Source organism: Candidatus Eremiobacterota bacterium, from assembly GCA_031082125.1.
In the GTDB taxonomy this organism is placed as follows: domain Bacteria; phylum Vulcanimicrobiota; class CADAWZ01; order CADAWZ01; family Ess09-12; genus Ess09-12.
On record JAVHLM010000018.1, the window covers coordinates 93,722 to 107,976 of the forward strand.

Here is a 14,255-nt window from a genome sequence, read left to right on the forward strand (position 1 = left end):
AAAGAATGACTGATGAAGAAAAAGAAAAAATTTTCGTGGAGCTGGTGAAGTACAGCTGGGACCGCTACAACGAGATCTTCAGCAACCAGAAGCTCGATGAGATCTTTCTGGGATCCGTCATCACGTCGAACGTGAAGCGCGGCTATTCCCTCATCGATCTCAACTCCGACGGAGTGAACCATTTCCTCCGCTTTGAGAACCTCACTGATAAGACACGCCTCATCTTCCGCCTCAACAACCTCTCGGAGGATCTCACGGTGGCCAAGGTCCAGGGCCACATGGCCGACGTGGTCATCGGCTACGGCGAGAAGGTCTCCGACATCGGGGCAGTGTGGAACACCTTCAAGGCGGAAATCAAGAGCACCTTCATCATCAACAAGGAGCCCGGCGTCATCACCTGCGACGCCGACCTCACGGGCGGCTACATTTATGCCCAGATCCCTCTCATCTTCAACCTGGACCTCTATATCAAGCACACCTACCATGTCAACATTGACCTCCTCAACAGCCATATCGACGCGACGGTGCACTCCCTCAAGAAGTACCTTGACGGGCGCCTCGCCATCAAGGTGTAAAAGAAAGGAGCCATGAAATGGGCATATTCTCTTTTATCTCAAATTTTTCCCATCACCAGGAGATTCTGGAAAGCAAGGACGAGATAATGATGGGAGAGATTATCACGGCGATGACAGAAATGGGCTACCCCGTAATCGGCATCATGTCGAACAGTGATTTCCAGCAGATCCGCTTCAAGACCGTCGGCGACGAGGTCCTCTACTCCATCATAATCACCCTCGACCGCAAGACAGGCGGCCTTGCCTCCAAGGTCGTGGGAAACATAGCCACCCTCACCTTCCAGGCCGAGGTGAAGAACTTCCTTGCCGATCCCGACGACCTTATCCACATGTTCAGCACCGATATCAAGAATATCCTGAAAATCCCCCTTCTCGGCGACATCAAGATAAACCACGAGCTTAACTCCATCTTCGCCACCAAGAAGAATGTCATCCAGATAGACACCTTTCTCGACGGCACTTCCACGGCCGAACGAGATCAGCTCAAGAGAACCATCACCGATGCAATGACAGTCCTCAAGGACAAGCTGGCCCAGTACAAGAAAAAGTCATCCATTGAGCCCGGGGCGGGGGTGGCCAACTAGCGGTGATAAAAGGGGCCCCTTCCCGGGACACCGGGGGGGGCTTTTCATGCCGGCTCAAAGACGCCCCTGCACACCGCGGCGCCTTCCCTCACCATGACTTTCCCCCTGGCGATTACCGTGTCAATGGAGAGGTCATCGCCCTTCAGCAGAACCAGGTCGGCATCGCAGCCTGTCACGATGCGCCCCTTGCCGGGGAGCTTCAGAAGGGCCGCAGGTGTTGAAGTGACCACCCTGAGAGCCGTGGCAATAGCGACTTTCTCTTCCAGGATGGCGTCCCTCACTTCCCTGAAAAGAGAGGCACAGGTGCCCACGGTGAGGCCTTTCAGGTGCCCCTTCGCATCAAACTCCGGAAGGCTCCCCTGCCCGTCAGAGCTGAAAGTGATGCGGCCGGCGTCCACGCCCTCGTCAAGGCATATCCTGAGAGCCTTCGACGTCTTCACCTCGCCCTCCTCGAGGAACTGCCCGGTGGTGCTGGTGGTGAAATCAATAAAGCCTCCCTTTTTCGCATACCCGATGCCGGCCTTGAAGAGATCGGGATTTCTCCCGATATGGGTAGGCAGGAACTGTGAATAGGGGATCTCGGTGGTGTCCACCAGCTCCTCCAGCAAGGAGAGCATTCTTTTCCCGTCACCCATGTGGATGTTCACTATCCCCGCCTTCCCTGAAAGCATTCCTGCCACGCGGGCTGCCGCGGCAATCTTCGCTATTTCTTCCACCTGCGGCTGCGAGGAGCGGTGATCGGAGAGGGCAATCTCGCCCACCCCTATTATCTTGTCCACAATCATCAGATCATCTTCTATGCTTCCCGTGAGGGTCCGCACAGGGACCTGGTATGAGCCCGTGTAGATGAATGTGCTTATCCCCTCTTCCTCGAGGGCCCTCGCCTTGGCGAGGAGCACTGCCATGGAGCGCATGATGCCGTCGGTGCCCAGGCAGCCCACCACGGTAGTGACACCAGCAGTGGTGGCGTCAGAGAGCCTTATCTCCGGTGTCCTGGTTTTGAACCCGCCTTCCCCGCCGCCTCCCGTGATGTGAACGTGGCCGTCGATGAAGCCCGGAACGACAAGCATCCCTGCTGCATCAATCACTTCCACGGGAAGGGGAAAGCTGCCGCTTTCAATCAAGTCGGCGATATGAATGATTTTTCCGGCGGCAAAGGCGATATCTTTTTTCCCAAGGCTCTCAGGTATATAAACTTCGCCGTTTTTTATAAGGGTCAGCATGAAAGTCACCTTCTTTCGGGAATCAGTTCCACTGGGCAAGCACGGGCCAGACAAGGAGCGCCATGGCCAGCAGCACGTAGAGGGCCAGGAGGGGGAGGAACCACTTGATCCAGCGGTTCCATGGGATGCCTGCGAGCCCAAGGATTCCCATGGTGACGGCGGAAGTGGGAAGGACCGGGTTCACAAGCTCGCAGAGCTGGAAGGCCAGCACGGCCGTCTGCCTGGTGACGCCCACAAGATCGCTCAGGGGCGCCATGATGGGGATGGTGAGGGCTGCCTGCCCGGTGCCCGAGTGGACAAAGAAATTTATGATGCTCTGCACGAAGAACATTGACCAGGCCGTCACCAGGGGCGGGAAATGGGATATGAAAGATGCCAGGTAGTAAAGGATGGTGTCCAGGATCTTTCCATCAAGCGCAATGATCAGGATACCCCTGGCGCATGCGATGATCAAGACGGGATTTATCATGTCCTTGGCGCCGGCCATGTACGACTTGGCGATGCTGTCGGAGCTGAGGCCACCCGCATAGCCGCATATGATGCCCAGGGCGAAGAAAAGCGCGGCGATCTCCTCGATGAACCATTTGAATTTCAGGATGCCTACGACAAGGAGCACAATGCCCGCGAGAAAGATGAGAAGGATGGCCGTGTGGCGCGCCGTCACCTCTCCCCCCTCGTCCTGCTGGACATGGAGCTTTTCCCTCTTCTCCTGGTCCAGGTCATAGACGGGGGAGATCGACGGGTCCCTGTGGACCCTCGCGGCGTACCACATTACAAAGGCTATTGTGACTGCCGTCGTGACGGACCAGACGATAATCCTGTAGGGCAGGCCTGAATAAAGGGGGAGCCCTGCAAAGCCCTGGGCAATGCCCACGGTGAAGGGATTGAAAAATGCCCCGCCGAAGCCCGCCGCGGCGCCCAGGAAGGGTATGGCCGTCCCCACGAGGGAGTCGTACCCCAGGGAGAGAGCCAGGGGCACGATGATGAGGATGAAGGGCATGGTCTCCTCGCACATGCCGAAAATGGCCCCGCCAAGCGAGAAGAGCATCATTATCACGGGGATGAAAAGGACCCTGAGCGTGCTGTTCCTTCCCAGGTGGAGAGCCGTCTGCTTTATGAAAGCCGCCACGGCCCCTGTCTCCTGGATCACGCCGAAAGCTCCCCCGATTATGAGAAGAAAGGCGATAATCGACACGGCATCGGCGAAGCCCTTCACCGGCGCCGTGAAGATCTGGATGCTCTGGGGCACGTGCTCGATGAACCTGAAGGACCCCGCCACGGGCACCTGTTTCCCATGCGACTCGATCCTGTCGTATTCGCCTCCGGGGATTATCCATGTGCAGACCGCCATGAGCATGACGGTATAAAAGATGAGGGCGAGGGTATTGGGCATCTGGAAGGCCTTTTTCATGGTCTCAATTCTCCTGGGAAGGTCCCCTCATTTTATCAGAAAAGCGCCTTGAGAGCAAGAGTGCCCGTTTTTTACCACTTACTCCCCCGAAATTACCTCTTGCCGGAAAGAACTTTATCAAAAGGGCATCTTCCCTCATAATAGAGACAGAATATTATATTGAAAGAAGAGGTGGATCACATGGACGTTGGCAAAGTCGGCGGAAGCGGGAATGTATATCAGCCCCCGCAGGATAAAGGCGAGGCGAAGAAAGAGGCTGAGGTCCCCAGGGACGGAATGGACAAGGGGTGGAAGCCCGGCGGTATCACATGCTACATGTACAGCAAGCTTGCGGGAAAAAGCGATGCAGACCCCAAGCTTCTGGCGCAGTATAAGACGGAGGCCATCAACAACGCGCTCAACGACGGCTCAATCACCGTCGATATGGCACAGAAGCTGAAAGCCGAAGAGTAATGTCTTAGAATGCATGCCATCAGGGAGGGAGAGCATGGCTTTCCCTCCTTTCTTTGTTTCATGCCATCACAATCCAGGCAGGTGCACTATGGAAGAAGAAAAGGCAGGAGGGCCTGTCTATATCCTGGAGCTCACCCAGCGCTGCAACCATTCCTGCCCCCACTGCTTCAACGTGTGGAAGCTCGGCGGGCCGTACCCTGAAGAAAAGCTGGACACCGAAGGGTGGAAAGGCCTCGTCGGGAAGCTTAAGGAGGAGACAGGGTGCCAGTTTCTCACCCTCTCGGGAGGCGAGCCCCTGCTGCATAGGGATTTTTTTGTCATCCTCGCCCATATCCACTCCCTCGGCATAGGGACTTCCCTTATCACCAACGGCTCTCTTCTCACCGGCGAGAAAATTGGGAAATGTATCGACCTGGGCGTTGAAATCTTTGAGCTTCCCCTGCTCTCCAACAGGAGAGAGGTCCACAACGGCATGAGCGGAGCCCCTTCCTTCGACAAGGTGGTCAACGCCGTCGCCGACATCAAGGAGCGTGGCGGAAAAGTAGTCACTGTCTTCGTGGCGACAAAGAAGAACATCGGGGACTTCGAAAAAACCTTCGAGCTTGCCTTCGCTCTGGGCGTGGACGGGATTATGCTCAACCGCTTCAATCCAGGAGGCGGCGCCGTGGAGATCATGGAGAGCCTCCTGCCCTCCATTGAGAGCCTGCGGAAAACCCTGGACTCCGCGGAGCGCCTCTCTGAAAAAACCGGCATCCCCGTGAGCTGCGCCATTCCCATGCCCCCCTGCGTGTTCCCCATGGAGAAGTATCGCCGCGTGGGATCAGGATTCTGCCCCGTGGGGACCGACAGCGCCTATTACACCATAGATCCCTGCGGTAACGTGCGCCCCTGTAACCACAGCACGGTAATCCTCGGCAACCTGCTCGAAATGTCCGTCAAGGAGATTCTTGAAAGCCCCCGCCTTAAAGTTTTTATCGATGCCATTCCCCCCTTCTGCGCACCCTGCTCTCTGAAAGAGACCTGCAGGGGAAGCTGCAAGGCCTCGGCGCAGGTCTGCTACGGCGACCTCATGAGGGAAGAGCCTTTTCTGGTCCAGGCGGCACGGGAGCTGCCGGCGCTGGCAAAGCGCTGAGGGGAGAATCTGCTCGCGGGCTGCCTCATGAAGGAACATTCCCAGGGCAGGAAAAATCTTTATAACAGGACTGAAAAGAGCTCCCTCTCATGCCTTTTCAGGAACGATGCCTCCCGAGCGCGGGCCCATTTTCCTGGAAAATCCTGCACCTTCCGGACTCCCAGTCCTTCACTTTCTTACGGCCTGACCATTTTCTGGAGGCAGGGTATACTGGAACAAGAGAAAGAGGTGGCACATGGGAAGTCTTTTCAAGGGAAGCGGCGCCCTGCATGACGCTGTCACGAAAAGCGACATCGGCAAGGTGACAGAGATCCTTGCGAAAGATCCCCGGATCGTCAACGAAAAAAACAAGGAAGGCCTCACCCCCCTTCACCTTGCCGCCCTTGAGGGCAACGTGGTTCTGCTGGAGCTCCTGCTGAAAAAAGGAGCCCGGATCAACGAACTCGACACCGGGAAGACCGGAAACACTGCCCTGTTCCTCACTGCAAGGAACGGGTACCTGGAGGCCACTGATTTTCTTCTCTCCATGGGCGCTGACATCAACATCAAGGGAAAAGTCGGCATGTCGGCATTGTTTGGGGCCGTGGCATCAAAAAAACCTGAGGTGATAAAGCTCCTCGTTGAAAAAGGGGCTGATATCAATGCAGTCACCGATCAGAATGTGAACGTGCTCGAGCTGGCGGCAGTCTACAAGGATATACCGACGGCCGAGCTCCTGCTCTCAATGGGGTCCGATGCCGATGTGAAGAATAATGCCATCAAGCAGCTCTTTCTCGCCGCAGCCGAGGGTGGCAGCAAGGCCGTGATCGAGACGCTCATCGCCAGGGGGATGCCCCTTGACGTGGCTTATGACGACGGCCTCGTAGCCCTCCACCACGCGGCCTGCTACGGCTACATGGACATCGCAAAGCTCCTGCTGGACAAGGGCGCCCCGATCAATGTGAAGGAGCCCGCCGAATGGAAAACGCCCCTCCACTTCGCCGTGTACAAAGACCTGAGAGACATGGTGGCCTTTCTCATCTCCCGGGGCGCCGATGTGAACGCGCAGACCAATGAAATGATAACGCCCCTCCATATCTCGAAAAGCGGCGCCATCGCGGAGATGCTGCTGGAGGCGGGCGCCAACGTGAACACCGAGACCACGCAGCATATGACGCCTCTCCTCTCATCGATTGCCTATGCCGACACACACCAGGTGGAGGTGCTCCTTGACTGGGGCGCCGATCTCAATGCGAAAATACAGGGCATGACGGTCCTGCAGTTTGTCAGGTCGGGGAAGAGAAGAGATGTCACCGCCCTCGTGGAGCAGTTCAGCTCCGGCGCGAGGCGGCCCACGGGCGGCAAAAAGCAGGGCGCACAGCCGGGGGGACCCCAGGCAGCGCCTGGTTATAAGCCAGCCCCGCAGAGCCCGCCGGGCTACAAGCCTGCGGCCCAGCCGGCGCCGGGGTATAAACCCCAGGCAACCCAGGAGGCTCCCGCGGGAGCACCTCCCAAGGGCTTCCAGAAGTACATCAATCCAGGGGCTGCGGCAGGGCAGCAGCCCGCCGCGGCAGCTTCCGAGGCCGAGGAGCTTGCGCGCTATGTCACGTGGGAAAAAGAGAAGAAGGAGATGCGCCGCCTTGAGAGGGAGAAGGATACCACCGACTACGACAGCCTTTTGAAAGAGCTCCTCGGGAAAGTCCGCAAGAGCGATCCTACGGTGGACTTCACCCTTCTGCGCAAGGCTTACTCCCGGTCATCGCTTTACTCCCCCTACGACATGCAGAGGCTTGAAGACACCAAGATGGTGGACGCCCTGGGGAACCAGGGGCAGTGGAATAAGCTGCTGGAGCTCACCCGCCATATTTTCTCATACAACCCCGTGGAAATCAACTCCCACTTCTGGAGTGCCTTTGCTCACAACAAGACAGGCAACGCCCAGATGCAGCAGTTTCACGCCTATGTCTACAAAGGGCTTCTCAACTCCCTCCAGGCCTCAGGTGACGGGAGAAGCAAGGAGACGGCGTACCAGGTCATCTCCATCAAGGAGGAATACGCCGTGCTCGAGAACATCGAGGGCCTTTCCCTGGTAGGGAGGCAGAAAATAGAGGACGCCGCGAGCTCCTATGATGTCTTCGAGGTGCAGACCCAGGCGGGCCGGGAGACAGTCTACTTCAACATTGACGCCCTCGCCTATCACTGAGGCAAGGAAATCCCCACCGGTGAGTCATCACGGTTATCAAGGACAGACCCTATGGCAACAACTGATTCGTCTTCGGAAAACCCGACCCTTTCAACGGGGAGAGGGCAGACAGGCCCCGACGGCTCCGGGCCATCCCTCTCCTACAGGGGTGACATACCGGAAGAGGACCTGGCCGCCGCCGAAGGCCGGGTCCCGGCCAACTGGCAGCCTGGCGACCTGATCCTCGGCCTCTATGAAGTCATGGCAGTGCTGGGGCAGGGCGCCTTCGGCACCGTCCACAGGGTGCGGCACCGCCTCTGGAACAGGGACATGGCGGTGAAGTCCCTGAGGCCCGAGTTAATCGGGAGCCCCGGGCACCTGGAGCTTTTTCTTAGAGAATGCGAGGGCTGGGTCAACCTGGGGCTCCACCCCCACGTGGTGAGCTGCTTCTACGTGAGGCTCCTGGGAGGCCTCCCCCGGATCTTCAGCGAGTTCGTGGCTGGCGGGACCCTCAGGGACTGGATGAAACAGGAAAAGGTCTATGAATTCAGGCTTATCATCGATCTTGCCCTCCAGTGCCTCTCGGGCCTCGCCTATGCCCATATGAAGGGCCTTCTTCACCGCGACATAAAGCCTGAGAACTGCCTGGTCGCAGAGGGAGAGAGGCCGGGCCTCAAGGTGGGCGATTTCGGCATCGCCTCAGGGCTCTCGGCAGCCGGTGCTTCGGGCGGTGCCGCCGCTTCAGGCAGCACAGGCGCACAGGGCGGCTCACATGGCGATGACGGGGGCTCCATCGGCACCCCCTCCTACATGCCTCCCGAGCAGTGGTCCAGGCAGTACGGCGCAATAGGGCCCTGGAGCGACATATACGCCTTCGGCGTGATGCTCTTTGAAATATGCTGCGGCGCGAGGCCCTTCGACAGCGGCACCGAGGCCATGGAGCTCGTGCGGGCCCGGCACATCGGCGTGGCGCCTCCCGATCCCGCGACGCTGAGGAAGGACATCCCTCCGCGTCTTGGGGCCTTCATGCTGAAATGCCTCGCCAAAAATCCCCGGGACCGCTTTCAGAGCTGCAGCGAGGCCCGCGGCGAGCTCCTCGCGATATACCGGGACTTGACCGGCGAAGAATACCCTGAAGAAGACATCAAGGCGGTGAGGCTCCTTGCCGGCACGCTGAGCAACCGCGGCATCTCGCTCATCGACCTGGGAAGAGGCAGTGAAGCCCTCGGCGTCCTTGGTGAAGCCCTGGCCCTTGATCCGGGCAACCTCCATGCCGTCTATAACCATAGCCTTCTCTGCTGGTATATCGGCAGGATTACCGACAGGGCGCTGCTGGAGAAGCTTGATGCAGTGAGCACCACTATGGTGAGGGAAAAGGCTTTCATGAGGGGCCTCATCAACAGGGAGCGCGGCGATGATGAGGCCGCCCTTGCTGATTTCAACGCCGCGGAGAAGGGCGCCCCTGCCGATGAGCTTGCACTCATCCAGGATGCGCGGAAAGAAGTGCGCGAAGGTTACCGCCCCGTGAGGACCATCGAGTGCGGGGGTGCTTTCCCCCTGGGAAAGATTGCCCTCTCCCCCCAGGGCACCATAGCGGCAGCATGCCACCTGGAGCTAAATGAGATCCGTGCCTGGGACACCGCCACGGGGAGCCTCCTCTGGAGCAGGGGAAACAGGGCCCCTGTGGTGCAGCCGGAAGGTGAGTTCTTTCCCTTCTACTTCCCGGGCCTTGAGTTTACCGGTGACGGGAAGGTCCTCGTGGCGGCCGTCTATGATGGATCGCTTCTCATGCTTGATGCGAAGACAGGATCACCCTTGAAGACTCTGAAAGACAGAACCATGGGAATCTATGACCTCGCGGTGTCAAATGACGGGCGCATAGCGGCGACCCGGACGATGGGCAACCTCAAGAGCAGTGGGTGCCTCACCATATGGGACCTTGAAAAGGGAAAAATCATCCACTCCCTTCACGAAGCGACGGATGCCGCGGGGAACCTTGCCCTCGCCGTCGAGGGAAACCCTCTCTTCTCTTCGGCTTTCAATGTGGTGAGGGTCTGGGATACCAAATCAGGGGGTTTGGCCAGGGAGTTTTCCGGCGCCCGCGTGGCCATTTCCAGCGCCGGCACACTGGCCCTCACCTATCAGGATGGTTTTTTCAGGCTCTGGGATGTCCTCGGCAGCCGGTGCATCAGGACCTTGAAAGGCTCCCTCTCATCCCGGGAGCTTGTGGCCACCCACTGCCTGCGCCTTGCCTTTGACCACCGCGGCTCGGAACTCATGGTTCTGGACATGGAGACCCTCCAGTGCCTCAGAACCCTCGAGCTCAAGTCCGTCGCGGGGGGGATCACGCTGGCGCCCCGCTCGTACTTTGCCCTTGCCTCTACGGAGACCTCCCTTACCCTGTGGCGGTATCCCCAGGACCCCCGTTTCCCCGGGGCTTCCTTCCTCGTGGCTTCCCCCGGCGGGAGCGAGGAGGCCGTCAAGGCGGAAAAGGAGCTAAAAAAACAGCTTTCATCAATCTCGGCAGCCCTTGAGCAGGGCGCCATCACTGCGGCAGTGGAGGCCTATGAGAGGGCGAAAGCCATCGAGGGATGCGGGCGCCTCCCCGAGGTCCTGCAATTCTGGACCAGGCTTTCCCGGCTTTGCAGGCGCGGCGCTCTCAATGACTGCTGGGAGGAAGGCGCCGTGACAACTCCCCTCCATCTCCTCCACCGGGGGGCTCTCACGCGCAAGGGGAGCTTTGCCGTCTTCATGGGCTTCCTGGAGACAGCCATATGGGATCTTTCGACAATGAAAGAGGCGGTGAAGAGAAAGGATCCCGCCGTATCGATCGGTATCGATCCCGGCGGGGCGAAGGCCCTGGTGATAATGGGGAAATATGATCCTTACGGTGGTGTCATTGAGACCGCGGAGAAGGACAATCCGGTCTATCTCTGGGATATTGCGAAGGGCCAGGTCCTCAGGCCCCTGGGAGCGCTGGGCGGCGCCGCGAAAATCAGGGCAGGCCAGGTAAAGGCAGCATTTTCCGTTGACGGTATGAGGGCAGTCCTCTGCCATGACGGCAGGCTTGCCATTTACGATCTCCTAACAGGCCTGAAAGCAGGAGAAGTGGAATGCGCCCTCCCCGAGGACCTCTCTATCTCTCCCTGCGGCAGGATGGCCCTCGCCGTCATGAAGCAGGGCGGCGTCTCTTACACCTATTTTATCGACGTGGAGCATGATGTGCCTGTCCACACCATCATGGGCCTCGGGGAGATCCTTGCATTCTCCAGGGATGGCCTCTTCTCTGCGGCGCTTGACGCTGGCGGCACGGCCCTGCTGTGGAATGTGAAAACAGGGGGCATCGTGCACCGCCTTGAAGGGCAGCAGCCCGGCATCACGTCAATGGACTTCACTTCAGACGGCAGGGCTGCCGTGTCGGTGAGCCTCGACGGGTCCTTCCAGGTATGGGACACGAAAAGCGGCCGGTGCCTGAAAAGCATCGGCGGCGGGCGCTCCGAAGACTTCCGCATGGGTCATCCGGGGGTGGCCGTCTCAGCCCGGGGAGACAGGGCTCTTGTGTGGGACAAGAGGGGCTTCAGGGTTTTCCATCTTGACTGGGCGCTTGATGCCTGCGGATCCTCACCATGGGACGAGGGCGCGCGGCCTTTTCTTGAGCTCTACCTCGCGGAGCATGGGCTCACCGGACCCGGTACGCCGCAATTCAAGAGCCTCATGGAAGCTCTGGACCTCGCGGGCCTTGGAGGAGTCACCGCCGAAGAGCTTGCAGAAAAGCTCCGGGAAATGAGCGTCGCGGGAAAGGCAATTCCGCTGGTCCAGAACACCGGTGAAGAGATGACGTGCTGGTAGGCCAGGGGAGCTTTCCCGGGTTTTCGAAGCTAGGGAGCGGTCCCGGGTTTTTCTTTTTTACCGCTGAAGAGGCAGCAGAGCAGCACGGCCGTCAGAGTTCCCACCACTATTCCGTTTGAGAATATGAGCTGCAGGGCTTCCGGGAGCCTGGAAAATGCCTGGGGGGTAAGGGATACTCCAAGGCCTACGCCAAAGGCGACGGCGGCCGTGAACTGGTTCTCCAGGGCGGAGAAATCAACTTCCTTCAGGATATTGAGGCCCGCGGCTATCACCATGCCGAACATCACCAGGGCGGCGCCGCCCAGCACGGCTTCGGGAATAGACGCCACAAGGAAGCCGATCTTCGGGAAGAGCCCCAGGATAACCAGGAAAGCTCCCGCCAGCGCCACGACGAAGCGGCTTTTTACCCTCGTGAGGGAAAGAAGCCCCAGGTTCTGGCCAAAGGTGACATAGGGAAAGGAGTTAAGGCAGCTTCCCAGGATGACGGCAAGCCCTTCCGACCTGAGGCCCGCGGCGATCTCCTTTTCTTCAACGGGGACGTCACATATAGAGCCCGCCGAGATGAACACACCCATTGATTCCACGACATTGACACATGCCACGAGGATCATGTTGGCGATGGCTATGAGGTCAAAGCGGGGCATGCCGAACCAGAAAGGCCTGATGAAGGCCACCCAGGGCTCGGCGTCAATTCCTGCCAGGCTGATTCTCCCCATGAAGAACCAGCAGGCCGTGCCGCCAATCATCGCCGTGAGGACGGCAATTGAGGTGAAAAATCCCTTCCCGAAGCGGGTGATAAGGATGATGACCAGGAGGACCGATATGGCCGTGATAAAATGCACCGGGGCGCCGAAGTCCGGAGAGTCGGCACCTCCCGCGGCCCACCGGAAGCCCACCTGCATGAGGCTTGCGCCTATTATGACCAGCACCGTCCCGACTACGAGCGGGGGGAAAAGGGGGCGGAGCCTGCTCAGGAACTTCGCAAAGAGCAGCACGAAAAGCCCGGAGACAAGAATGGAGCCGTATACATAAGGCATCCCCAGCGTTTTTCCCACGGTGATCATGGTGGAGAGCGAAGCGAAGCTCACGCCCAGCAGCACCGGAAGCCTTATGCCTATGAACCTTGTCAGCCCGAGAGTCTGCAGCAGCGTGGCGATTCCGCAGGTGAAAAGATCCGCATTGATGAGCATAGCCACCTGCTGCTTCGTCAGGCTGAGCGTTGAGCCCAGGATGAGCGGCACTGCCACGGCGCCGGCGTACATGGCAAGCACATGCTGGAAGCCCAGCACGGACATTCTGCCGGGCGGCAGCACTTCATCGACGGGACGGCAGTTCCGCAAGGCAGCCATCATGCCTCCGAAAGCCTGCTATGCCTCATTATCCTCTCCGACTGGGAAATACTCACCTGGCTGTGAATAAATATACGACAAGGCAGTGCATTGTGCCTGCACGAAAAGGCAGGACAGATTCCCCGCGGTGAGAGGCTCTATAAAAGCCTCACAAAGTGGTTGGGGATTATACCGCCTTTTGCTTCCCCATATGGGCCTCTGTTGTTTTCCTGAGAAGCGGGAGCCAGGGGAGAAAGAGCAGGCCGCCGGCGATGCACAGCACGCCGCTCCACATAAGAGTCCCCTTGAGGGTCAAAAGGGCAGGTCCCTCTGCGGCGATGACATCACCGATAAGAGAGGCTGCGACAAAAGTAGTCGAGAAGAAGCTCATGACGCGGCCGCGCTTTCCCTCGTCCACCACCTCCTGGAGGTAAGTGTTGGATGCCACCATCTGGGCCCTCATACCGATGCCAATGACAAGCTCACAGAAGAACATCACGACAGCTGCCGCGGCAAGGGAAAACCCGATCTGGCCAAGACCCAGCAGACACGCAGACACCACGAGGACCTTCCCCATACCCCGCGAGTCTTTCATCGCAGCCATATAAAGGGCGCCACACAGTGAGCCTGCTCCCATGGCCGCCATAAGCAGTCCATAGCCCTCGGCGCCCCTGGAGAAGACGCCGCCCACAAAAGCAGGGCGCAGTATGAGCATTGGCCTGTTCATAACGCAGAGAAGAAAGTAGAGAGCGAGCGTTGCCATAATGGCCGGTGATGTGCATACATAGCGAAAGCCCTCCCTGAAATCCTTCAGGAAGTCTCCTCTTTTTGCCTCGGCGCCTGCCGGCTTCACAGTGAAAAGCGAGAGGGCGATTAGCATCGTGACATAGCAGAGACCGCTCAGGATGAAACAGGCGGAGAGGCCGAAATCATCAACGACCACGCCGGCAACGAGGGGGCCCACGATTTTGGCGCCGTTTATCAGGGCGCCGTTGAGAGCGATGACATTGCCGAGATCCTCTTTTCTCCCCGTCACGTCAGAGAGCATGGTCTGGCCTGCCGGCATGTCAACGCCGCTCACCAGGCCCATGATGAGGTTGATGATAAAGACATGGGGCAGGGTCATCGATCCCGTGAAGACCAGGATTCCCGAGAAAATATTCAGCATCATGGTGAGGCCCTGGGTGATGCGGTACACCTTCCGGCGGTCCAGGCGGTCGAGGTAAACGCCTGCCAGGGGTGCCACAAGGAAAGTGGCGCCCTGGTTGACAAGGTATACAAAGCCGAGCATTGATGCCGAGCCCGCTATCTTGAAGACGAGCCAGTTCATCGCGAGGGTCTGCATCCATCCCCCCACGAGGGCGCCGCACTGGCCGATGAAAAAAAGGCGGCACTCCCTGTGGCGGAGTGACCTGAACAGAAAGCGGAGCCACTGCATCAATGAGACGGTCATTGTGCATCTATTCGCTCAATGGGGACAGACTCCTATTTCACATTTGACCGATCTTTCACTTTGCGCTATAATACGGCCACAAGGGG

General features: G+C 58.6%; 10 protein-coding genes. 6 read left to right on the plus strand and 4 right to left on the minus strand.

Features of this window, described 5'->3' with window-relative positions; translation table 11 throughout:
• The first annotated feature begins 5 nt into the window (after positions 1-5).
• Positions 6-575: a hypothetical protein gene (locus RDV48_19135; GenBank protein MDQ7824922.1), complete on the plus strand. Its 570-nt coding sequence runs from the start codon at positions 6-8 to the stop codon at positions 573-575.
• Between the two features lie 17 nt (positions 576-592).
• A complete protein-coding gene (locus tag RDV48_19140; protein MDQ7824923.1) occupies positions 593-1,159 on the plus strand; it encodes a hypothetical protein in 567 nt (188 codons plus the stop codon).
• Positions 1,160-1,203: 44 nt separating this feature from the next.
• On the opposite strand, the gene iadA is transcribed toward RDV48_19140, so the two are convergent.
• Both iadA and RDV48_19150 read right to left on the minus strand, forming a co-directional pair.
• On the minus strand, positions 1,204-2,382 hold the full coding sequence (gene iadA, locus RDV48_19145; protein MDQ7824924.1) for a beta-aspartyl-peptidase: 1,179 nt from the start codon (positions 2,380-2,382) through the stop codon (positions 1,204-1,206).
• A gap of 22 nt (positions 2,383-2,404) precedes the next feature.
• Positions 2,405-3,793 carry a YfcC family protein gene (locus RDV48_19150; protein MDQ7824925.1) on the minus strand — a complete coding sequence of 463 codons (1,389 nt, stop codon included), beginning with the start codon at positions 3,791-3,793 and terminating at the stop codon, positions 2,405-2,407.
• A 180-nt stretch (positions 3,794-3,973) separates the two neighbouring features.
• Here RDV48_19150 and RDV48_19155 point away from each other — a divergent pair, with 180 nt between their 5' ends.
• From RDV48_19155 to RDV48_19170, 4 genes are all read left to right on the plus strand, one after another.
• Entirely contained in the window at positions 3,974-4,246 is a 273-nt protein-coding gene (locus RDV48_19155; GenBank protein ID MDQ7824926.1) for a hypothetical protein, read from the plus strand.
• An 88-nt stretch (positions 4,247-4,334) separates the two neighbouring features.
• Positions 4,335-5,378 (plus strand): radical SAM protein, encoded by a 1,044-nt coding sequence (locus RDV48_19160; protein ID MDQ7824927.1) that lies wholly within the window; start codon positions 4,335-4,337, stop codon positions 5,376-5,378.
• Positions 5,379-5,613: 235 nt separating this feature from the next.
• The gene (locus RDV48_19165; protein MDQ7824928.1) at positions 5,614-7,560 is read left to right on the plus strand and encodes an ankyrin repeat domain-containing protein; all 1,947 of its coding nucleotides are present in this window, start codon (positions 5,614-5,616) and stop codon (positions 7,558-7,560) included.
• 51 nt (positions 7,561-7,611) lie between these two features.
• A complete protein-coding gene (locus RDV48_19170; protein ID MDQ7824929.1) occupies positions 7,612-11,388 on the plus strand; it encodes a serine/threonine-protein kinase in 3,777 nt (1,258 codons plus the stop codon).
• 29 nt (positions 11,389-11,417) lie between these two features.
• On the opposite strand, the gene RDV48_19175 is transcribed toward RDV48_19170, so the two are convergent.
• Positions 11,418-12,740 (minus strand): nucleobase:cation symporter-2 family protein, encoded by a 1,323-nt coding sequence (locus RDV48_19175; GenBank protein MDQ7824930.1) that lies wholly within the window; start codon positions 12,738-12,740, stop codon positions 11,418-11,420.
• 163 nt (positions 12,741-12,903) lie between these two features.
• Positions 12,904-14,169, minus strand: a complete 1,266-nt coding sequence (locus tag RDV48_19180; protein MDQ7824931.1) for an MFS transporter — start codon at positions 14,167-14,169, stop codon at positions 12,904-12,906.
• Between the last annotated feature and the right edge of the window lie 86 nt (positions 14,170-14,255).

Coding starts and splice junctions, on each gene's coding strand:
- RDV48_19150 (MDQ7824925.1), bottom strand. CDS start 3,793: ATGAAAAAGGCCTTCCAGATGCCCAATACCCTCGCCCTCATCTTTTAT.
- iadA (MDQ7824924.1), bottom strand. CDS start 2,382: ATGCTGACCCTTATAAAAAACGGCGAAGTTTATATACCTGAGAGCCTT.
- RDV48_19170 (MDQ7824929.1), top strand. CDS start 7,612: ATGGCAACAACTGATTCGTCTTCGGAAAACCCGACCCTTTCAACGGGG.
- RDV48_19165 (MDQ7824928.1), top strand. CDS start 5,614: ATGGGAAGTCTTTTCAAGGGAAGCGGCGCCCTGCATGACGCTGTCACG.
- RDV48_19140 (MDQ7824923.1), top strand. CDS start 593: ATGGGCATATTCTCTTTTATCTCAAATTTTTCCCATCACCAGGAGATT.
- RDV48_19135 (MDQ7824922.1), top strand. CDS start 6: ATGACTGATGAAGAAAAAGAAAAAATTTTCGTGGAGCTGGTGAAGTAC.
- RDV48_19175 (MDQ7824930.1), bottom strand. CDS start 12,740: ATGATGGCTGCCTTGCGGAACTGCCGTCCCGTCGATGAAGTGCTGCCG.
- RDV48_19180 (MDQ7824931.1), bottom strand. CDS start 14,169: ATGACCGTCTCATTGATGCAGTGGCTCCGCTTTCTGTTCAGGTCACTC.
- RDV48_19160 (MDQ7824927.1), top strand. CDS start 4,335: ATGGAAGAAGAAAAGGCAGGAGGGCCTGTCTATATCCTGGAGCTCACC.
- RDV48_19155 (MDQ7824926.1), top strand. CDS start 3,974: ATGGACGTTGGCAAAGTCGGCGGAAGCGGGAATGTATATCAGCCCCCG.